This is a genomic window from Caballeronia mineralivorans PML1(12) (assembly GCF_001028175.1).
Taxonomy (GTDB): Bacteria; Pseudomonadota; Gammaproteobacteria; order Burkholderiales; family Burkholderiaceae; genus Caballeronia; species Caballeronia mineralivorans.
The window spans coordinates 58,407-79,734 of the sequence record NZ_AEJF01000165.1; the positions used below are offsets into that span (position 1 = coordinate 58,407).

General features: G+C 60.2%; 19 protein-coding genes and 1 pseudogene. 12 read left to right on the plus strand and 8 right to left on the minus strand.

Features of this window, described 5'->3' with window-relative positions; genetic code table 11:
- Positions 1–72: 72 nt before the first annotated feature.
- From xerC to EOS_RS27650, 4 genes are all read right to left on the minus strand, one after another.
- On the minus strand, positions 73–993 hold the full coding sequence (gene xerC / locus EOS_RS27635; RefSeq protein ID WP_047895369.1) for a tyrosine recombinase XerC: 921 nt from the start codon (positions 991–993) through the stop codon (positions 73–75).
- Position 994: 1 nt separating this feature from the next.
- Positions 995–1,714 carry a DUF484 family protein gene (locus EOS_RS27640; protein ID WP_047895399.1) on the minus strand — a complete coding sequence of 240 codons (720 nt, stop codon included), beginning with the start codon at positions 1,712–1,714 and terminating at the stop codon, positions 995–997.
- Positions 1,715–1,743: 29 nt separating this feature from the next.
- Complete coding sequence (dapF, locus tag EOS_RS27645; protein ID WP_047895400.1) at positions 1,744–2,628, minus strand: diaminopimelate epimerase; 885 nt, start codon at positions 2,626–2,628, stop codon at positions 1,744–1,746.
- A 97-nt stretch (positions 2,629–2,725) separates the two neighbouring features.
- On the minus strand, positions 2,726–3,679 hold the full coding sequence (locus tag EOS_RS27650) for a lipid A biosynthesis lauroyl acyltransferase (RefSeq protein WP_268760361.1): 954 nt from the start codon (positions 3,677–3,679) through the stop codon (positions 2,726–2,728).
- A gap of 214 nt (positions 3,680–3,893) precedes the next feature.
- Between EOS_RS27650 and metK the strand changes: the two genes are divergently transcribed.
- The gene (gene metK / locus EOS_RS27655) at positions 3,894–5,081 is read left to right on the plus strand and encodes a methionine adenosyltransferase (RefSeq protein WP_047895371.1); all 1,188 of its coding nucleotides are present in this window, start codon (positions 3,894–3,896) and stop codon (positions 5,079–5,081) included.
- A gap of 232 nt (positions 5,082–5,313) precedes the next feature.
- Here the strand turns inward: metK and EOS_RS44940 are convergent, their stop codons facing one another.
- Positions 5,314–5,673, minus strand: a complete 360-nt coding sequence (locus tag EOS_RS44940; RefSeq protein WP_183146058.1) for a hypothetical protein — start codon at positions 5,671–5,673, stop codon at positions 5,314–5,316.
- 368 nt (positions 5,674–6,041) lie between these two features.
- Here EOS_RS44940 and EOS_RS27660 point away from each other — a divergent pair, with 368 nt between their 5' ends.
- On the plus strand, positions 6,042–6,806 hold the full coding sequence (locus EOS_RS27660) for a phytanoyl-CoA dioxygenase family protein (RefSeq protein ID WP_047895372.1): 765 nt from the start codon (positions 6,042–6,044) through the stop codon (positions 6,804–6,806).
- 23 nt (positions 6,807–6,829) lie between these two features.
- Here EOS_RS27660 and EOS_RS27665 read toward each other — a convergent pair whose 3' ends face one another.
- Positions 6,830–7,033, minus strand: a complete 204-nt coding sequence (locus tag EOS_RS27665; RefSeq protein WP_047895373.1) for a DUF3185 family protein — start codon at positions 7,031–7,033, stop codon at positions 6,830–6,832.
- Between the two features lie 33 nt (positions 7,034–7,066).
- Entirely contained in the window at positions 7,067–7,906 is an 840-nt protein-coding gene (locus EOS_RS27670; RefSeq protein WP_047895374.1) for a mechanosensitive ion channel family protein, read from the minus strand.
- Positions 7,907–8,155: 249 nt separating this feature from the next.
- On the opposite strand from EOS_RS27670, the gene mgrA reads away from it, so the two are divergent.
- The 10 genes and pseudogenes from mgrA to EOS_RS27725 all read left to right on the plus strand — a co-directional run bounded on the left by mgrA (position 8,156) and on the right by EOS_RS27725 (position 20,014).
- Positions 8,156–9,199: an L-glyceraldehyde 3-phosphate reductase gene (gene mgrA, locus EOS_RS27675; protein ID WP_047895375.1), complete on the plus strand. Its 1,044-nt coding sequence runs from the start codon at positions 8,156–8,158 to the stop codon at positions 9,197–9,199.
- A gap of 518 nt (positions 9,200–9,717) precedes the next feature.
- A complete protein-coding gene (locus EOS_RS27685) occupies positions 9,718–10,488 on the plus strand; it encodes a ferredoxin--NADP reductase (RefSeq protein ID WP_047895377.1) in 771 nt (256 codons plus the stop codon).
- 344 nt (positions 10,489–10,832) lie between these two features.
- Positions 10,833–12,217 (plus strand): annotated as a pseudogene (locus EOS_RS27690) (amino acid permease).
- Positions 12,218–12,489: 272 nt separating this feature from the next.
- Positions 12,490–12,966 carry a (2Fe-2S)-binding protein gene (locus tag EOS_RS27695; protein WP_047895378.1) on the plus strand — a complete coding sequence of 159 codons (477 nt, stop codon included), beginning with the start codon at positions 12,490–12,492 and terminating at the stop codon, positions 12,964–12,966.
- A gap of 78 nt (positions 12,967–13,044) precedes the next feature.
- Entirely contained in the window at positions 13,045–15,465 is a 2,421-nt protein-coding gene (locus tag EOS_RS27700) for a xanthine dehydrogenase family protein molybdopterin-binding subunit (RefSeq protein WP_047895379.1), read from the plus strand.
- A gap of 12 nt (positions 15,466–15,477) precedes the next feature.
- The gene (locus EOS_RS27705; RefSeq protein ID WP_047895380.1) at positions 15,478–16,278 is read left to right on the plus strand and encodes an FAD binding domain-containing protein; all 801 of its coding nucleotides are present in this window, start codon (positions 15,478–15,480) and stop codon (positions 16,276–16,278) included.
- A gap of 103 nt (positions 16,279–16,381) precedes the next feature.
- Positions 16,382–17,269: an AAA family ATPase gene (locus tag EOS_RS27710; protein ID WP_047895381.1), complete on the plus strand. Its 888-nt coding sequence runs from the start codon at positions 16,382–16,384 to the stop codon at positions 17,267–17,269.
- Positions 17,248–18,474 (plus strand): vWA domain-containing protein, encoded by a 1,227-nt coding sequence (locus EOS_RS27715; RefSeq protein ID WP_047895382.1) that lies wholly within the window; start codon positions 17,248–17,250, stop codon positions 18,472–18,474. Before EOS_RS27710 ends, EOS_RS27715 begins: the two co-directional genes overlap by 22 nt.
- On the plus strand, positions 18,465–19,022 hold the full coding sequence (locus tag EOS_RS27720) for a CoxG family protein (RefSeq protein ID WP_047895383.1): 558 nt from the start codon (positions 18,465–18,467) through the stop codon (positions 19,020–19,022). Before EOS_RS27715 ends, EOS_RS27720 begins: the two co-directional genes overlap by 10 nt.
- Positions 18,995–20,014, plus strand: coding sequence for an XdhC family protein (locus tag EOS_RS27725; RefSeq protein WP_047895384.1), 1,020 nt, complete (start codon positions 18,995–18,997; stop codon positions 20,012–20,014). Before EOS_RS27720 ends, EOS_RS27725 begins: the two co-directional genes overlap by 28 nt.
- A gap of 361 nt (positions 20,015–20,375) precedes the next feature.
- Here EOS_RS27725 and EOS_RS27730 read toward each other — a convergent pair whose 3' ends face one another.
- Entirely contained in the window at positions 20,376–21,101 is a 726-nt protein-coding gene (locus EOS_RS27730; protein WP_047895385.1) for a PepSY-associated TM helix domain-containing protein, read from the minus strand.
- Positions 21,102–21,328 lie beyond the last annotated feature (227 nt).

The window sequence follows — 21,328 nt, forward strand, 5'->3', positions numbered from 1 at the left end:
GTTGGCTGCGGCTTTTAATACGGCGATGCGCCCGCGAAAATGCGGCATCGGGTTGCTTGCAGCCATGACCGTTTAGTCGCGTTTTTTGGCGCGTGGATGCGCCTGATCGTAGACGCGAGCAAGATGCTGGAAATCCAGCGACGTATAAACCTGCGTGGCCGTGATACTGGCGTGGCCGAGCAGTTCCTGCACGGCTCGAAGGTCGCCACTGGATTGCAGCACATGCGTGGCGAATGAATGGCGCAAGACGTGCGGATGCACATTCGACGGCACGCCGGCCAGCAACGCCATGCGTTTCACGCGTTCACGCACCACATTCGGTGACATCCGGTTGCCGCGCACCGACAGAAACAGCGCGTGCGGATCGTTTTTCACGAACTGCCCGCGCACCTCGATCCACGCGCGCAACGCGGTAATGGCTTTACTGCCCACGGGCACAGAGCGCCGCCGATTTCCCTTGCCGAGCACATTGACTTCGGTGCTGGCGAGATCGAGCCAGCCGGCCGACGCATAACCTTCGGATTGCACGAAATGCACGTCCAGCCCGACCAGTTCGGCGAGCCGCAAGCCCGACGAATAAAACAGTTCGAGTATGGCGTGGTCACGAAGCGCTTCGGGCGTGCCGGCCTGGGGCGCTTCCATCAGCGCGTTGGCGTCGTCCACGGAAAGCGCCTTGGGGAGGGACTTCGCGCGTTTGGGCGCACGCACGGTCGCGACCGGATTGGCCTGCATCTCAACGTGTTCCGCGTGCCATCGATAAAACGCCCGCCAAGCCGATAACCGATGTGCAATGGAACGCGCCGACAACCCGCCGCCGTGAGCGCGTGCCACGGCGCCGCGCATGTCGGCGGCAGTCAGCGATTCCAGCGCGCGGCCGTTGGCCAGCTTCTTCAACTCGTCGAGTTCATGCGTATAGCCGCGCAGCGTGTGTTCCGATAGGCGCCGCTCGTGCTCGAGCATCGACAGATAGGCGGGTATCGGATCGTCGGTCATGTCAGTGGGGCAACAAGCGGCTGAGCGCGGCGCTGGCAAGCGTGGCGATCTGCGTGAGGAAATCGGTCGCCATGCCTTCGTGGAACCGGCGTGGATCGGGTGACCCCATGACCAGCAAGCCGAACGCGGGCGCTTCGGGACCCGCCGCCGGATCGCGCAGCGCGAGCAGCGCGATGGATTCGGTGGTGTTCGCGGTATCGACGACACCATCCGTTGTAGCCGATGCCACCGACACTGAACTCGCCGATGTCAGCCACTGAGCCGCCTCGAAGCCGGTATTCTGCCCGCAATACGGCGTGGTCAGGCTGGTCGTGAAGGAGCGCACTTCCTCGCTCGTGGTCCGCGCGAACTCGGCTTGCGCGTAAGGCTCCGCGACATCCCACACCCGCAACGCAGCTTGCGGTACCTCAAAGATTTCACACAGACCAGCGGGAATCGTCTTCGGCAGGGCGTGCGGATCGCGCTCGGACATCACGCGAATTGTCCATCGATGAAACTTTGCGGCAATGCTGTCGTTCTCATGCCCATAGCGCAGCAATTCGGCCAGCCTGCGTTCGATCTGCTTGTTTTTGTCGCGCAGCATTTGCATCTGCCGTTCTTGCAGTGACACCGCCGACTTGCCATGCGGATTGGACAGCCGGATGGCGCCCAGCAATTCGGCGTGCTCGGCAAAGAAATCCGGGTTGGCGATCAGGTATTCGGCGACTTCACGTTCGTTCATGGTATCGGGCAGCATCGGGTTCCTGACAGTCAGTCGGCGTTGGCGAGTGTGGGATCAAGCTCGATCTCGCCTTCGAATACGGTGGTGGCGGGGCCAGCCATATAGAGCGGGGCCGCGGGGTCATGCGCGCCATCCCACGCAATGGTCAGCACGCCGCCATGAGCCTGAACCTGCACTGGCGAGTCGAGCAGGCCACGCCGGATGCCCGCCGCGACCGCGGCGCACGCACCCGTGCCGCATGCAAGCGTTTCGCCCGCGCCACGTTCGAAGACGCGCAGCTTTACCGCGCCACGGTTCACGATCTGCATGAAACCCGCGTTCACCCGCTTCGGAAAGCGCGCGTGATGTTCGATCACCGGCCCTTCAGTGAGCACCGGCGCATTTTCCACGTCGGCCACTATCTGAACGGCGTGCGGATTGCCCATTGATACCGCCGACACCCAGCGTGTTTCACCCTGCATGTCGAGCGGCCAGAGCGTGTCGGCGCCTTCGGTGCGGCCTTGCAGCCCTTCGGAATTGAACGGTACCAGGGCGGGTTCGAACTCCGGACGGCCCATGTCGACCACTACGTCGCCATTCTCCTGCATGCTCAGCACGATCACGCCTTGCTGCACCTGTACCCGAACGCTCATCTTGCTGGTGAGGCCCCGGTCGCGCACGAACTTCACGAAGCAGCGCGCACCGTTGCCGCAGTGTTCCACTTCGCCTCCGTCGCAATTGAAGATGCGATATTTGAAATCAACGCCTTCGATATCCGGTTTTTCGACCAGCAGCAACTGATCCGCGCCCACGCCGAAGTGTCGGTCCGCGAGTGCGCGCACTTGGGCTCCATTCAGCGAGAGCGGTTTGGAGTAGCCGTCGAGCACGACAAAGTCGTTGCCCGCGCCGTGCATTTTGGTGAATTCGAGTTTCATGGCGCTATTGTAAGTGACACGCAGCGACGGCATGCACTAGACCGAATGGAGCATGAGCCCGGTTTTGTGCAGCCATCGCCCGTTGTTTCCCGGATACTCAATAAAAGCTCGGTTCGCCCGGTGGCCGCGTCTTGAAGCGCTTGTGCACCCAGTAATACTGTTCCGGCATGAGGCGAACCTGCTCTTCGAGGAACGCGTTCATGCGGCGGGCGTCGGCTGCATCGTCACCGGTCGGATAGTTGTTCCAGGGCTTGAACACCTTCAGCCGGTAACCTTTGTAGTTCGGCAGCACTTCGCCCACGAACGGCATGATTTGCGCGTGCCCGGTTTTCGCCAGACGGCCGACAGCTGTCAGCGTGCACGCTTCCACGCCGAAGAACGGCACGAAGGTGGAGTTGCGCATGCCGTAGTCCATGTCTGCGCCGAGCATGACCGGCTTGCGGTCGCGCAGCCAGCGCAGCACAATGCGCGCGCTGTCCGCGCGGCTCGCCATTTCGGCGTCGAAACGGCCGCGCTGCTTCTTCGCTATGTCGTCAAGCGTCTTGTTCGACATCGGTTGATAGAGCGACCCGCAGGGTCGGTGCAGCGAGTAGTTGATCCACACCGAAGCGGCCTCGATCGCGACGAAGTGAAAGCCGAGCAGCAACGTGGGCGGCATGTCGGGATCGAGGAGATCGACTTCGCTGTCCACCTGGATCAGCTTTTCGAGCTTCTTCGCCGAGCCGAACCATTGCACGCTGCGCTCCACGTAACTGCGGATCGCGTGGCGGAAATGCTTCTGTGCGACTTCCTTGCGGCGCTGGGGCGTCCACTCGGGGAAACACAGGCTGAGATTGATATGCACGATTCGTTTGCGATGGCTCGGGACTTGATAAAGCAGCCAGCCGAGGCCGTCGCCGAAACGTGCCGTGATGCCGTAGGGAATGAGGGCGAGCAGCTTAAGGAAACCCACCGCGAGCGCGACACCTATGCGACCTAACATGAGGCGCTCCGGAAGGCGGGGTTTCGATTGTGCCGGGGAGCGCTCCCGGCATGACGTGGGTGAGGGTATTTCTTGATTGGCGGCAAACGTTCAGCTCTGTGACAAAAGTGAGAAGCCGCTATAATAAAACCTTCGCCGAGTTAATGGACAACTTGCGGGGCGAAGCTGGATGGCGCTTAACGGCGCTTTCCGGACCATGTTTTCCGCTAAAGCGTCGCCGCTTCAGACTCCAGACGAAGTCGGCTACGTGAGCAACTTACCCGTACTTAATGGAGTCTGAAGCGTGTCAAACGATTATTTCTTTACCTCTGAATCCGTCTCCGAAGGCCACCCGGACAAGGTCGCCGATCAAATCTCCGACGCCATCCTCGACGCCATCCTGGCGCAGGACAAGTATTCGCGTGTCGCGGCCGAAACGCTCTGCAATACGGGTCTTGTCGTATTGGCGGGCGAAATCACCACGCAGGCCAACGTCGACTACATTCAAGTCGCGCGTGACACCATCAAGCGCATCGGTTACGACAACACGGAATACGGCATCGACTATCGCGGTTGTGCGGTGCTCGTCGCGTATGACAAGCAGTCGCGGGACATCGCACAGGGCGTAGACGCCGCTCACGACGACAACCTCGATCAGGGCGCCGGCGACCAGGGCCTGATGTTCGGCTACGCATGCGACGAAACGCCCGAGTTGATGCCGCTGCCCATTCATTTGGCACACCGGCTGGTCGAGCGTCAGGCGAATCTGCGCCGTGACGGCCGCCTGAACTGGCTGCGTCCGGACGCGAAGTCGCAAGTGACCGTGCGTTATGTCGATGGCAAGGCGCATAGCATCGATACCGTCGTGCTTTCCACGCAACATGCACCCGACATCGAATTGAAAGCGCTGCGTGAAGCGGTGATCGAAGAGATCATCAAGCCGGTACTCCCGGCCGAGCTGATCAAGGGTGACATCAAGTTCCTGGTGAACCCGACCGGGCGTTTCGTGATCGGCGGTCCGCAAGGCGATTGCGGATTGACGGGCCGCAAGATCATCGTCGATACATACGGCGGTGCTGCGCCTCACGGCGGCGGCGCGTTTTCCGGCAAGGACCCGTCGAAGGTCGATCGTTCTGCAGCTTATGCAGGGCGTTATGTCGCGAAGAACATCGTCGCGGCAGGACTGGCTTCGCGTTGCCTGATCCAGGTGTCGTACGCAATCGGCGTGGCGCGTCCGACTTCGGTAATGGTCAACACGTTCGGCACGGGCCGCGTGTCGGATGCGAGGATCACGGAACTCGTGCTCGAGCATTTCGATCTGCGTCCGAAGGGCATCATCCAGATGCTGGACTTGCTGCGTCCGATCTATGAGAAGTCGGCGGCGTATGGCCACTTTGGCCGTGAAGAGCCGGAATTCTCGTGGGAAGCCACGGACAAGGCGCTGTTGCTGGCCGAAGCCGCTGGTACGGAGCCGGTTGTCGAAACGGCCTGAGTTGCAGGTTTGAGTTCGTAAAAAAGCCCGCCGAGCGTTGCGCTCGGCGGGCTTTTTGATTTTTACGGCAGCGCTGCGGTGACGCGCTCCGACGCAGCGGCAGATCGACCGCGTGCCACCGGGCTCAGCCGCCGCGCGAAACGCGCGGCCTCATCCGACGCTTACAGCGGCAAAACCGCACACGGATGAACGAAGCAGCCCCCGGACTTCTGACTTTGCGCCGTCAGAATAATCAACGGGCCGCAAATGCGAACCAGCCGTCGCTGGTAGAAAGCCTGCGCGGGCGACGGCTTGACGTATTAATGACGCCCGGCGCCGATTTCAATTTAGCCACTGGCGCGCGTAATTGCGCCGGTTTTCGCAATAACGCTTTAAATGCGGCCTGTCGCGATGCAGCCCTTAATCGCAGATTTGAAAAAAATCCGTGAAACCAAGAGCGAATACCATCGACGGGGTGGGTATTCCTGAATTGCCCTGCAAGTAATTGAGTGCGCGCGGAATGATGGCGCAACGCGCGAACGACACTGCGTCCGGCAGGACGCGCCGCACGAACGGCGGCACGGGTAAGACGATTAGCGAAACGGATATTCATGGATCTCACAGGCTCGGGTTCGCAATGACTGCAACCCGACATTAGTCGGATCAAAAAAAGCGTTCAACAGTTGGATCAATTCAACGCATTAAAAGTTGCGAAGTTGAAGCGCGCACTTATTTAATAGATTTTCATCGAAAGCGATTTTTCGATGTGCTCTCTCAATGCACGGCAGGTTATAGAAGAAATGTTACTGCCGGAAGTCGGCGTTTTCCCGCACGGGTGTTCGACGGCCCAAAGACCGCGGGACGGACCGCCGCAGCGCCGGGGCGATTTACAATCGATGTATTCGCCCTAATTAGCCGGCTTCCTTACAGGATGGTTGCCTGACGAAGCCAGCCGGCCAAATGCTTTCCCTGTGAGTCGATATGCCGAATCAATCGAAGTTGGAACAAGTCCGCGCATTGCGTGAGAACGGCTACGTGGTGGTGCCGGGTCTAGTCACACCAGAGCGCTGCGAAGCCATGCGCCGCGTGGCGCAACAGCAATTGGCAGAAGCCGCCGCGCCCGTGGAGTTCGAGGCCGATCTGCAATATCCCGGCGCGCCGAATTCGAAAGACGCGCCCGGCGGCCACACGGTGCGACGGCTGCTCGACGCATACAAGCGCGATCCGCGATTCGCCGAGTGGGCCACGTCGCCCGATGTGCGCGGCTGGATGGAGGTTTATTTCGGCGAAACGCCGACGCTTTCGCGGGCGCATCACAATTGCGTGATGACCAAACATCCGGCCTACGGCAGTCTGACCGGCTGGCATCGCGATGTACGTTATTGGAACTTCGAGCGCGACGATCTGGTGTCGGCGTGGGTCGCGCTGGGCAACGAGACGGTCGAAAATGGCGCGTTGTGGTTCGTTCCGATGTCGCACAAGTTGCCGTTCACGTCCGAACGTTTCGATAAAGCCAAGTTCTTTCGCTCTGACCTGCCTGAAAACGAGGTGCTGATTCGCAGCGCGGTATCGCCGAAATTGAATGCCGGCGATGTCGTTTTCTTCCACTGCAATACGCTGCACTCCGCCGGCAAGAATCTCACCGATCAGGTGAAATTCTCGCTGGTCTACACCTATCGCGGCGCCAGCAACTTGCCGTTACCGGGTACGCGCTCGGCATCGATGGAGGACGTGGCGCTTGTCTAAAGCAGGGGCCTAAAGCAGGCGCGTTAGCGCTTGCCCGGAATCGCCAGGCCAATCAGCCCGGCCAACATCGCGACCGCGCCGCCGGCGATCAGCCAGATCGTCTTGTTCGTCGGCGCGCCGGTGAAGAAACGCGAGACGTCGTTGCTCAGTGAATGGAACGACTGACCGCCGAAATACAGCAGCACGACGCCGCCCACGATCAGTGCAATGGAAATCGCCTTGGTCATAAAAATCTCGTCAATGTGCGGACGGCAAGCTTATTAGGCATGGCCGGCTACGTCCAGCACCGCGGCAGTTTCCGGCCCATGCGGCTTGATCTCTGGCTTGATACCCGGCTTGATCTGGCGGAGCAGGTCGGCCTGCACGTTCGGATAATCGGCCCTGCTCGTCCAGACGCCGACGTTCAGTTTCACGCCGGTATCGGTGTATTCGGAGACGGCGATCCACGGTTTTGTCTTGTCGTCGTTGATGATGCGTGGATCCGTTTTCACAATCCGGTGCAACGACGCGAGCGATTCCTCAATATTCTGATCCTCCGGAATGATCACATTCAGCACCACGCGCCGCCGGTCGTTCGCGGTGAAGTTCGTGACCGGATTTGCCCAGATCGTGCTGTTCGGGACAAACATGATGACACCGTCGCTTTTGGTCAGACGAGTGGTGAACAGGCCGATTTCGTTCACGGTTCCCGCCGTCGTGCCGATACCTTCGATGTAATCGCCTACTTTGAACGGTCGCAGCAGCAACAGCATTAAACCGGCTGCAATATTCTGCAATGTGCCTTGCAACGCGAGGCCGATAGCCAGTCCGGCAGCGCCGAGCACGGTCAGAATGCTGGCCGCCGCGACACCGAATTTCCCCAGTGCCGCGACGATAGCGACGACCCGGATCGCCCATTGCACGAGGCTCGCCATCACGGGCGTGAACGTGGCGTCTGCGTTGGTGCGCCCGAGCGCACGTTTCACCGCGTTCGCAGCCCGATTCGATACCCACCAGCCGACAAGCAAAATCAGTGCGGCCATGAGTACGTTGAATCCGTACGTCACGCCTGCTGTCAGCAAGAAATCGTAGACAGGGCGTAGTTTGTCCAGCGGGTCCATTAATCCTCTCCTCGTTCGAATGAACAGGGTTGGGCTTGATCCACCGGCGAATCGTTCCCCTTGATGGTCATCAGAGTGTGTCCCGCATATCGGGATAGCCTTGAAGTCGTTTGGGTCAAGGCCGACGAGAGTCCGCGCGATTCGCTAACATGACGGACTCGGCGCACGTCAGACGACATGTCCAGCGCGATTGTTTCTTGCTTGTGCTTACCAACCCCATTGTCCCTTCACCAATTCGAGGATTTTGTCATGGCTTACCAAGCAGCTTCCGAACGCTATTCGCAGATGGCTTACCGCACCTGCGGCAAAAGCGGCCTGAAGTTGCCGGCGTTGTCGCTGGGTCTTTGGCACAACTTCGGCGACACCACGCCGATCTCCACGCAGCGCGACATCCTGCGCACCGCGTTTGATCTCGGCATCACGCACTTCGATCTGGCGAACAACTACGGCCCGCCGTACGGCAGCGCCGAGACCAATTTCGGGCGGGTGTTCAAGGACGATTTCCGTCCGTATCGCGATGAACTGCTGATTTCGTCGAAGGCGGGCTGGGACATGTGGCCGGGGCCGTACGGCCAGGGCGGCGGATCGCGGAAATATGTACTGGCATCGCTGGATCAGAGCCTGCAGCGCATGGGCCTGGACTACGTGGATATTTTCTATTCACATCGTTTCGATGCTGACACGCCTCTGGAAGAAACCGCCGGCGCGCTCGCGACCGCCGTGCATTCGGGCAAGGCGCTGTATGTGGGCATCTCGTCGTATTCATCGGCGAAGACGCGCGAAATGGCCAAACTGTTGGCCGAACATAAAGTGCCGCTGCTGATTCATCAGCCGTCGTACAACATGCTGAACCGGTGGATTGAGGAAGATCTGCTCGATACGCTCGAGGATGTCGGTGCTGGCAGCATCGCGTTCACGCCGCTGGCGCAGGGGCTGCTGACGGGCAAATATCTGAACGGCGTTCCTGCCGATGCGCGCGTCAATAAGCCGGGCGGCGATTCGCTTAAGCAGGAGCATTTGAGCGCCAAGAATATCGAGCATGTGCGCAAGCTCAACGAACTCGCCCAGCGGCGCGGCCAAAGCCTCGCGCAAATGGCGCTGGCGTGGGCATTGCGGGGCGGCCGCGTGACGTCGGTGCTGATCGGCGCGAGCCGTCCGGAACAAGTGGTGGAGAACGTCGGCGCGTTGAAGAATCTGGAGTTCTCGAAGGAAGAACTCGCGGAGATCGATCAGCACGCGACCGAAGGCGGCATCAACTTGTGGGAAAAACCGTCGACGGATCAGCGGGTTTAAAGTCCCGCGGATGCGGGATGCGCGGCATCGGCTGCACTTCCGGACTTGTGCCGTCGCAAGCCTGACGGCAGCAGGGCCTTTGCCTTGCTGCCCGCATGGCGTTGCTATCATGCGCACTCCGGAACGCCTGTCCAGTTCGCGATCGCGTTCGTTGTCCACTCTTTCACGCCAAGCGCACCGGGTCCGCACGAGACTCTGGGCATACGTGCAAATCGCGTCTTTCGGTCGGCAAGTCCAGCGCCGTGCGTTGAAAAGCGGCCCTCGAACCCATAAATCGCGTGTGCGGTAAAATAGCGGATTACGCGTGAGGGAGCGGGGAATGCGGAACATTCGCTCCGAACGCGCGGGTCTCCGTAACATCGGCCCGATTCTCGCGTGTCGCCAGAAATTCCGCTTTAGCATCACGCATTGCTTTCGTTGCGCCTTCTATGTGTTGTCGCCGGAATCGAGCCCGAGTTTCTCAACGGCCGCCGGAACGCACTACTGCGCCGCCCTGATTCCGCACTATCCATGAAGCCATGAGCAACCTTAATCCTCAAACCGTTCTAAGCGTCCATCACTGGACCGACACGCTGTTCAGCTTCACCTGCACGCGGGATTCCGCGTTCCGTTTCGAAAACGGCCAGTTCACCATGGTTGGCCTGGAAGTCGATGGCAAGCCGCTGCTCCGCGCTTATAGCCTGGCGAGCGCGAACTACGAAGAGCATCTGGAATTTCTCAGCATCAAGGTGCAGGACGGTCCCCTGACGTCGCGTCTTCAGCATTTAAAGGTGGGTGATCCGGTGCTGATCGGCAAGAAGCCAGTGGGTACGCTCGTCGCCGACAACCTCCTGCCCGGCAAAACGCTGTGGCTGCTGTCTACGGGCACGGGCCTCGCACCGTTCATGTCGATCATCAAGGATCCGGACGTGTATGACCGCTTCGACAAGATCGTGCTTACGCACACTTGCCGTTTCGTCGATGAACTCGCGTACAAGGATTTCATCACCGAGCACCTTCCGGCACACGAGCATCTGGGCGAACTGATCCAGGAAAAGCTGGTGTATTACCCGACGGTCACGCGCGAAGAGTTTGCGAATCGCGGCCGGATCACGGATCTGATCGAAACGAAGAAGCTTTTCGCCGATCTGGACGTGGCGCCCTTCTCGGTGGAAAACGACCGCGTGATGCTCTGCGGCAGCCCGCATATGCTGCGCGACACGCGTCAGATCCTCGATGAAATGGGCTTCCAGGAAGGCAGCAACAATCATCCGGGACATTACGTCGTGGAGAAGGCTTTCGTCGGCTGAGCGTGTTTCGCTGGCGTGCTGGAAAAGAAAAACCGAAGCCTCCGCGCTTCGGTTTTTTCATTTGACGGGGTCATCAACCAATCGCGATATGCAACGCTGCGTTGCGACAAAATGCCCTTAAAAGCGGCTTTCACTACTGATTCAGCTTACAAAAGCTGAACTCATCTTGAATCTCGTTCATCGTGCAATTTTCGAACATTTTCTAGGAAATTGCGCTGCCAAAGAGAAGTCAAAATTCCGTTGTCTGCAACGTTTTGCGACGCCTGATCTCCTCTATCCGATAAAATCGCGGGTTTTCCAATCGATTTAGCGCACCGCGCTCGAGGTTTGAGGAGTCACCGTTCATGTCCCTGTTCCGTAAGAAAAGCATCGAGCACATGCTCGCCGGCGCGCAACGCGCCGGACTCAAAAAAACGCTGGGGGCGCTCGATCTGACGTTTCTGGGCGTCGGCGCGATCATTGGCACGGGAATTTTCGTGCTGACCGGAACCGGCGCCGTGCAAGCTGGCCCGGCGCTAATGATGTCGTTCATCCTCGCGGCCGTTGCGTGCGCGCTCGCGGCGCTCGCGTATGCGGAGTTTGCATCGACGATTCCTGTTGCCGGCTCCATCTATACGTACTCGTACGCGACGCTCGGCGAACTGGCTGCGTGGGTCATCGGCTGGGACCTGATGCTGGAATACGGACTCGCGACATCGGCGGTGTCGGTCGGCTGGTCGGGTTATCTGCAGTCGCTGCTGTCGGGCTGCCTACCGTGCTCACCGCTGCGCCGGGCGCCGTGCCCGGTCAGTTCACGCTGTTCAACCTGCCCGCGTTTCTCGTGATGATGGTGATCACGGCGCTGTTGTCGATCGGTATCAAGGAATCGGCGCGCGTGAACAACGTGATGGTCGCGATCAAGGTTGCGGTCGTGCTGATGGTGATTGGCGTTGGCGTGTTCCACGTCACGCCCGCCAACTGGCATCCGTTCATGCCGAACGGCTGGAGCGGCGTGTTCGGTGCGGCAGCCGTGATGTTCTTTGCGTTTATCGGCTTCGACTCGGTGTCGTCGGCGGCCGAAGAAGTGAAGAATCCGAAACGCGATCTGCCCATCGGCATTATTTCGTCGTTGGCGGTTTGCGCCGTGCTTTATGTGGCGGTGGCGGCGGTGGTGACGGGCATTGTCCCGGCCGCGCAATTCGCCAATATCTCGCATCCGGTTTCGTACGCGCTGCAGGTCGCGGGGCAAAGGTGGGTAGCGGGTTTCATCGATCTGGGCGCGGTGCTCGGCATGCTGACCGTGATCCTGGTGATGAGCTACGGCCAGACCCGCATCGTCTACGCAATGTCGCGCGATGGCTTGCTGCCGGCGCGTTTGTCGAAGGTTCATCCGAAATTCGGCACGCCGTTCTTTACGACGTGGCTCGTGGGCCTTTTCTTCGGGCTGATCGGCGCGCTCGTGCCGCTGAACGTGTTGGCTGAACTGATCAATATCGGCACGCTCGCCGCGTTTTCGATGGTGTCGATCGCCGTCCTGATTCTGCGACGCACGCATCCCGATTTGCCGCGCGCGTTCCGTTGTCCGGGCGTGCCGGTTGTGCCCGTGCTGGCTGTGGCGGCGTGCCTGTTCCTGATGCTGAATCTGCAGGCGGTGACGTGGATTGCGTTCACGGTATGGCTGGCAATCGGATTGGTGATCTATTTCAGCTATTCACGCTGGCACTCGAAATTGGGGCGTGGAGTGGAGTGATACCCCGGGCTTGAACCCAGCCGCTTGAGCGATACGCCGCCCATCGAGGCGGCGTTTTTACGACCGCCTTCCACGATATAAAGCACCCGCATAGCAACACCCTGCCCCCACCTTTAGCCCAATAGCGACCGTCTTCATTTTGTGCTTTACTCATTGCTACAACAAATAAACACGAACCCAGCCAGGCACTCACAGTCGTGAAGTCCGCAAGGTCAGTGAAATAAAAAGCGGTGAGTGAGCTTCGGCTGTTCCATCCCGAAGGAGACAGAAGCATGGCACTCAGCATCAGTCTGACGGTCAACGGCAAAGCCGTCACCGCCACCGTCGAACCCCACATCCTGCTAGTCCAGTTTCTGCGCGAGGAACTCGGTCTTACGGGCACGCACGTAGGCTGCGACACCGCCCAGTGCGGCGCATGCACGGTCCATCTGGACGGCCGCGCCATCAAGTCGTGCAACATCCTCGCCGTGCAGGCTGACGGGTCGTCGGTGACGACTATCGAAGGGATGGCGAAGGACGGCGAACTCCATCCCATGCAAGCCGCGTTCAAGGAGTGCCACGGCCTGCAATGCGGATTCTGTACGCCCGGCATGGTCATGAGCGCGATTTCCCTCGCGGCTCAAAAGCCCGATCTGACCGAAGCCGATGTCCGCGAACAACTCGACGGTAATCTCTGCCGATGTACGGGGTATCACAACATCGTGAAAGCCGTGGTGCAAGGCGCACAAGCCATGAAGGCTGCGCCCTGAGCCGCCGCCCGCGCTTCACAGAAGCTGCACCCACCTTTCCGATGACGATGAAGATTCGCGCCTGAACAGGAGTCCGCGATGAACGCCCCCGAGACACCCGATACCCACCATATGATTGGTGCCGCCGTTAGACGCAAGGAAGACTATCGCTTCCTCACGGGCAACGGCCAGTACACCGACGACGTTGTCCTGCCGCGTCAAACCTACGCCGTCTTCCTGCGCTCGCCGTATGCGCACGCGAAGATCCGCAGCATCGATATCGCCGCCGCGAAAGAAGCGCCAGGCGTCGTCGCGATTTTTACCGGCGCGGATATGGCCGGTGAAAACGTCGGCGGATTGCCGTGCGGCTGGCTGATTCATAACATCGATGGCAAGCCGATGAACGAGCCGCCGCATCCCGTAATGGCGCATACAAAAGTGCGGCATGTGGGTGATCAGGTGGCGCTGATCGTTGCGGAATCGGTGAAGCAAGCGAAGGACGCAATCGATCTGATCGAAGTGGATTACGACGTGCTGCCGGCCGTCGTCGATACCGCCACTGCAGCCGATCCAGGCCAGCCGCAAGTCCACGATGAAGCGCCAAACAACCTCTGCTACACCTGGGGCCACGGCGATAAAGCTGCCACCGACACCGCCTTCGCCAAAGCCGCGCATGTGACGACGCTGGATATCGTGAATCAGCGCCTGGTGCCGAACGCGATCGAACCGCGCGCCGTGAATGCGAGCTATTCGAAGTCCGACGACAGCTACACCGTCTACGTCGCGAACCAGAATCCGCATGTCGAGCGTTTGTTGATGGCGGCGTTCGTGTTGTCTTTGCCTGAGTCGAAACTAAGGATCATCGCGCCGGATGTGGGCGGCGGTTTTGGTTCGAAGATCTATCTGTATGCGGAAGATGTCGCGCTGACGTGGGCATCGAAGAAAGTACGGCGTCCGATCAAGTGGACGTGCGAGCGCTCGGAAGCTTTTCTCTCCGATGCACACGGCCGCGATCACGTCACGAAAGCCGAACTCGCGATGGACGCCGACGGTAAATTCCTCGCCATGCGCGTGCACACCACGGCCAACATGGGCGCGTATTTATCGACCTTCTCGACCGCCGTTCCGACCATCCTGTACGCCACGCTGCTCGCCGGCCAGTACGCTACGCCCGCGATCTACGCCGAGGTGAAGGCTGTCTTCACGAACACGGTTCCCGTCGATGCTTACCGCGGCGCGGGTCGTCCGGAGGCCACCTACGTGGTCGAACGCCTCGTGGAAACGGCGGCGCGCGAGATGAACATCGATCCGGCGGAGTTACGGCGGCGCAACTTCATCCGTACTTGGCCGTACACCACGCCGGTTGGTCTGACCTACGATTCCGGCGATTACTCAGGCTTGCTCGATCGCGCGATGCAACTCGCCGATGTGGAAGGTTTCCCCGCGCGGCGCGAGGAGTCGAAGAAGAACGGCAAGCTGCGCGGCCTCGGGTATTCCTGCTACATCGAAGCGTGCGGATTGGCGCCATCGAATCTGGCGGGTGCATTGGGTGCGCGGGCGGGCTTGTTCGAAGCCGGCGAGATTCGCGTGCATCCCACGGGTTCGGTCACCGTGTTCACCGGCTCGCATAGCCACGGACAAGGGCACGAAACCACCTTCGCGCAAGTCGTGGCGGATCGGCTTGGGGTATCGATGGATAACATCGAGATCGTTCACGGCGACACCGGCCGGATTCCATTCGGCATGGGGACGTACGGCTCGCGGTCCATCGCGGTCGGCGGCTCGGCGATCATGAAGGCGCTTGACAAGATCGAGGACAAAGCCAAGAAAATCGCGGCGCATTTGCTGGAGGCGTCGGCCGAAGATATTGAGTTCAAGGACGGCATTTTCCGCGTGGCGGGCACCGACAGGACGAAGGCGTTCGCGGAGGTATCGCTGGCGGCTTACGTGCCGCACAACTTCCCGCTCGACAAGCTCGAGCCCGGCCTTAACGAAAACGCGTTCTACGATCCGAGCAACTTCACGTATCCATCGGGCGCGTATTTGTGCGAAGTGGAAGTCGATCAGGACACGGGCGAAACGCGCATCCAGAAGTTCACGGCCGTCGATGATTTCGGCAACATCGTCAATCCGATGATCGTCGAAGGTCAGGTGCATGGCGGGATTGGACAGGGCATCGGTCAGGCCATGCTCGAGCGCGCTGTGTACGACAACGAAAGCGGCCAGTTGATGTCCGGTTCGTTCATGGATTACGCAATGCCGCACGCGTCCGACCTGCCGAACTTCGATGTGGAGACGTCGAAGGGCACGCCATGCGTGCATAACCCGCTCGGTGTGAAGGGCTGCGGTGAGGCGGGCGCTATTGGCTCGCCGCCGGCGGTGATCAACGCGATCATCGATGCGCTTTCGCCGCTCGGCGTGACCGATCTGCAGATGCCTGCGACGCCGCATCGCGTATGGGCTGCCATGCGGGCCGCCGCCGATGCCTCGGCCGTTCGTGGCGCTTCGACTCCCGCTTAAAAGGACTTCGACATGTACTCATTCGATTATCAACGGCCTGACAAGTCCGATGCAGCGGTGGCGTTCCTTAAGCAGCACGACGACGCCAAATATCTCGCGGGCGGCCAGAGCTTGCTGCCGACCATGCGATTGCGTCTTGCGCAGCCGTCGGCGCTGGTGGATGTGACGCGTATCGGCTCGATGAAGGACATCACCGTCACGGGCGATAAAGTGACCATCGGCGGCGCGGTGTGTCATGCGCAGGTTGCCGCGAACCCCGAGGTGCAGCGTGCGATACCGGGGCTGGCGGATCTTGCCGGTCATATTGGCGACCGGCAGGTTCGGGAGCGCGGGACGATTGGCGGATCGCTTGCTAACGACGATCCGGCTGCGTGTTATCCGGCGGCGGTGTTGGGGTTGAACGCGACTATCGTGACGGACAGAAGGCGAATAACCGCCGATGATTTTTTTCTCGGCATGTACGAGACGGCTTTAGAGCCCGATGAACTGATTACATCGGTGGAGTTTCCGATCGCCGAGCGCGCGGGATATGAGAAGTTTCAGAATCCTGCTTCGCACTTTGCGCTGGTGGGCGTGTTCGTGGCGAAGCAAGCAGGTGGCGTGCGAGTGGCCATCACGGGTGCTGCGTCGAGCGTGTTTCGGGCTTCTGAGCTTGAAGCGGCGTTATCGAAGGATTTCTCGGCGGCGGCAGCGCGCGGCACCACAATTTCAGCCGATACACTCAACGAGGATATGCACGCGAGTGCGGCGTACCGGGCGCATTTGATTCCGATTCTTGCGGGTAGGGCGGTTGATCGGGCCCTTGGGTTCTAGTATCGGCTCGCAGCATCAAGGGTTTTTCGCTCGCGCCGATGGATGGGCTGGGGTTCCTCCGGCACGAGCGAACAAACACTGACTACCGAGACCCAGGAGCCTCATGGACCCGGCATCAATCGACGAAACGCTCGTCGCCCTGAGCGGGCAGCAATACTTCGCCAGCCGCGAACTCGCGACGGGGCTTTTTCTCGCATTGAAAATGGAGCGCCCATTGTTCCTGGAAGGCGAACCCGGCGTCGGCAAAACTGAACTCGCAAAAGCTGCTGCTGGCGTGCTCGGCACGCAAATGCTGCGGCTGCAATGCTACGAAGGCCTGGATACAGCCAGCGCGCTCTACGAATGGGACTATCCGCGCCAGATCATGGCGCTGCGTCTTGCCGAGGCCGCGGGCGAACAACCATCGAACGATTCGCTCTACAAAAGCGAATTCCTGCTCAAGCGCCCGTTGCTGCAAGCGCTCATGCCGGATCCCTTGAATCCCACCGCTCGACGTGTTCTGCTAATCGATGAAATCGATCGCGCCGACGAACCGTTCGAAGCTTTCCTGCTGGAATTGCTATCTGACTTCCAGGTATCGATTCCTGAGTACGGCACCGTGTGCGCTGAACGGCCGCCGCTGGTCGTGATGACATCGAACCGCACCCGCGAAGTTCACGATGCGCTCAAGCGGCGTTGTTTGTATCAATGGATCGGTTATCCGGCACGCGATGTGGAACTGCAAATCGTTGCGGCGCGCGCGCCCGAAGCCAGCGTGGAACTGCAGGCAAGGGCGGTGGCGTTTGTGCATCGACTGAGGACATTGGATCTGTTCAAGGCGCCGGGGGTGGCGGAGACCATCGATTGGTGTCGTGCGCTGGCGGCGCTTTCCGTGAGCGAACTTGATCCGCAATCTGTGCAGGACACGCTGGGCGTGCTGCTGAAATACCAGGACGATCTCACGCGTGTGGACGCGGCCGAAATCGCGCAATGTCTCGCCGCGCCGGCCTGAGCATCATGTCAACGCCAACGCTTGCCCACAACGTCGTGCACTTCGTGAGGCTGCTGCGAGGCGCGGGTCTGGCGATGTCGCCGGCGCACAGCGTGGATGCACTCGAAGCGTTGCGCTGGATCGACATCACCCGTCGCGACGATGTCCGCGCCGCACTCGCCGCATTGCTCGTTCACGCCCCCGACGAGCGCGAACTCTTCCATCAGGCCTTCGATCTTTTCTGGCGCGATCCCGATTGGGAAGGGAAATTGCGCGCGCTATTGCTGCCGAAAGTGACGAACGGCGTGCCGCCTCCGAAACGCAACAATCGCCTCGCCGATGCTCTCGCTGCCAGAGCGGCGGAATCGAAGCGCACTAGCGAGCTGGAAAGCGTCGAGCACCTCCACGCCCGCATCACGTTCAGCGCCCAAGAGCGCTTGAGTCATCGCGATTTCGATACGCTTACGTCCGACGAATGGCGCGCGCTGCGGCATCAGATCCGGTCACACAGAATGCCGCTTGCCACTGAGCCGACGCGTCGTTTAAAAACCTCATCGCACGGCACACATGCCGATTTGCGCGCCAGCGCGCGCAACGTCGTGCGATCGGGCGGCGACTGGACCACGTGGAAATACAAAAAAGTCGTCGAACGCCGGCCACCGCTGGTCCTGCTGCTCGACATTTCCGGGTCGATGAGCGCGTATTCCCGGGCTGTGCTTTACTTCTGCCATGCCTTGCTGCAATCGCGCGAACGCCTGCAGGTTTTCCTGTTCGGCACGCGCCTGACCAATGCCACGCGGGCATTACGCGAACGCGATCCCGACGTCGCGATTGCCGCGATATCGGATCAGGTAGTCGACTGGTCGGGCGGCACGCGGATCGGCGCGGCGCTGGCCGAATTCAACCGCCGCTGGGCGCGACGGGTGCTCAACGGTCGCGCGACGGTGTTGTTCGTCACCGACGGCCTCGATCACGAAGCAATCGATGTCCTCGAAACCGAGATGCTGCGTTTGCGCCGCTTTGCGCATCGGCTGGTCTGGCTCAATCCGTTGCTTCGATACGCCGATTTCACGCCGCGCGCCCGGGGCGTGCGGGCGATCCTGCCGCATGTCGATGCGATGCTTGCGGCTCATAATCTCGACAGCCTGAACGCTGTCGGCCGGGAGCTGGCGGCAGTGACGCGTCGTGCGGACCGGAAATCAGCCGGAGACACGTCATGGAACTGACCGAAACGCACCATTTGCCTGTGCCGCAGGACGTTGCGTGGGAAGCGCTGAACGACACTGAAATACTGCGCGCGTGCATTCCCGGCTGCGAAAGCATAGAAACCGATGGCGAGAACGCCTACGCGGTGGCAATGACGGCATCGGTGGGACCGGTGAAAGCGAAATTCAAGGGACGCATGAATCTGGTGGACATCGACGCGCCGCACACGTACACCATTGTGTTCGAAGGACAGGGCGGGGCAGCGGGTTTTGGCAAAGGTCAGGCGAAGGTGAACCTGGAGCCGGGCGACAATGCCGATTCGACCACCTTGTCCTACACGGCCAACGCGCAAGTGGGCGGCAAGCTCGCGCAGATAGGGTCGCGGCTGGTGGATGGGGCGGCGAGGAAGATCGCCGGCGAGTTTTTCAAGCGATTCAGTGCGCAACTGACGAAGGGCGATGAACCCGAGGGTGAGTCCGAGGGCGCCTCCGATCAAGCGGCTGCGGACGGTGAAGGTGAAGTGAAGAAGAGGAAAAGATCATGGACAGCGTGGATCTCGAAGTCCTGAGAAACAGCGTGCGATGGCTCGAACGCGGGCATCGCGTGTTGCTGGTGACGGTAGTCAAGACGTGGGGCTCGTCGCCCCGCCCCGAAGGCGCGATGCTCGCCGTGCGCGATGACGGCGCGGTGATGGGATCGGTGTCGGGCGGATGCATTGAAGACGATTTGATCGAGCGGGTCCGGCAACGCGGCATCGAGCAGACGAAGCCTGAAAGCGTGAAGTATGGGATCTCGGCCGAAGAAGCGCACCGGTTCGGACTGCCTTGTGGCGGCACGATTCAACTGGTGCTTGAACCGTTGTCGATGGCGAGCGGTATCGCCGAACTGTGCGATGCCGTTCTGGCTGGCCGGCTGGTGACGCGTACGCTCGATATGAACACCGGCGCGGTCAAGCTCGAGCCGGCTCAAGCGACGGATGGCGTGACCTTCGATGAAACCACGCTCTCGACTATTCACGGGCCGCGGTACCGGATGCTTGTGATCGGGGCGGGGCAGTTGTCGCGGTATTTGTGCAGCATCGCGGTCGGCCTGGACTATCACGTGACCGTGTGCGATCCGCGCGAGGAGTACACGGACGAGTGGGATGTACCGGGGACGAAGATCGTGCGCACCATGCCCGACGATACCGTGATGGACATGAAACTCGACGAGCGCTGCGCGGTGATTGCGTTGACGCACGATCCGAAGCTCGACGATCTGGCGTTGATGGAGGCGTTGAAGACGCCCGCGTTTTACGTGGGGGCGCTGGGATCGAGGAGAAATAACGCGGCGCGGCGGGAACGGCTAAAAGAGTTTGATCTGTCCGATGCTGAGTTGTCGCGCCTGCATGGGCCAGTCGGAATTTATATCGGCAGCAGGACGCCGCCGGAGATTGCGGTATCGATTCTTGCTGAGGTGACGGCGGCCAAGAATGGGGTTTCGCTGCCCACTATCTTGCAGGTCGAAGGCGCAAAGGCGGCGCGGGAACTTGAAGGGTCTGGCGAGATTTGCGGGATATAGGTGGTTGCAGAGTCGCCGCGCTTTAAACGATAAGCGCAGCGTTCGCTACCATCAGCTCACTTGGCCGCTGCGTCACATGGCCTGCAGACGATTTAATACGCCACGCGAGCGCTGATTCATCGGACTACTGCGTAAATTGTCTGAAAAGTGAATACGGTCCTTCAGGCGATTGCAATCTTAAGCGCGCCGGTAACTTAAAAATCCGGGTCGAAGCTAACAATTTGATGCATCGAAATTCTTTCAGATTGAACTTGCCAGAATGATGTTTTTCACCTTGCGCAGTTCGAATGGGGCTACGAAACAAATCCGCGATTTCGCGGGGTCCACATTCAGACACCAGCGCAATCGTCGACCCTGCGCCTCACATCAACCCCATCCCAACCATCGCGACAATCGACACCACCCCAATCACCGCCCCCACGGTCTTGCGCTTATTCAACTCGGTCCACAACAACACGCCTGTCAACGACAGCAAAATAATGCTGCCGGCCAGCGTATCGATGAGCAGCACCCAACCCATGCTCAATCCCGTGCCTTTGTGCAGGTTGTTCATGGTCGCGAGTAAACCGTTCTCGCTCTTTTTCACCGATACAAACCCGTTCCCCACCCAGTATTCCGCCGATACCGCACCACTCGGCGATGCCACCGCCACTGTCCACAACTCCGGCTGCATCGTCTTCTGGTCGCCCCAGCCCACCGCATGCGCGGGTTCACGTTTCGCTCGACCGATAACGCCGTCGAGCTCGAGTTCTTGCTTGAGCCATTTGCCGAGTTCCATCGGCGAGTTGAGACGGTGTGCGGGCAGGGCCATTTGCATCTGCGATACCTGCGGCTCGCCGCTCGATATCTTCAACGGACCGGCGCGATGGTTCAGCAGAAAACCTGTCGTACCGAATAGCAGCCCAAGCACGGCGCCCCACAAACCCACCCAACCATGTACCTTGCGCAGCCATTTTATGAATGTCGCGCGGCGCGAGCGCTGTTTGCGAACGATTTGTTCGGCATCGTTGTTAAGGCGGCCGCCGCGTGGCGCGCGCGGCATCGTGGTTACGTTGGACGCGGGTTCAAAGATTTCAGGCGCGTTCACGCGTGTCTCCATAAGGGCGCAGCGAAAGGGGGGGGTGCCGATGGTTTTCTCACCGATACGGCCAAAAAAGCGCATCGGCAGAACAAAGCTTTAAAATGATAATGGTTATCATTACACATTTGTAAAGATTCTTCAATCGCTGCGTCAGGAGGCCGGCGCATAGGTGCATAGCGTGCAGCGGCCCCAGGAGGGCGCGCCGGCCGCAGCGCTCAAAGGAAATCGGCTTA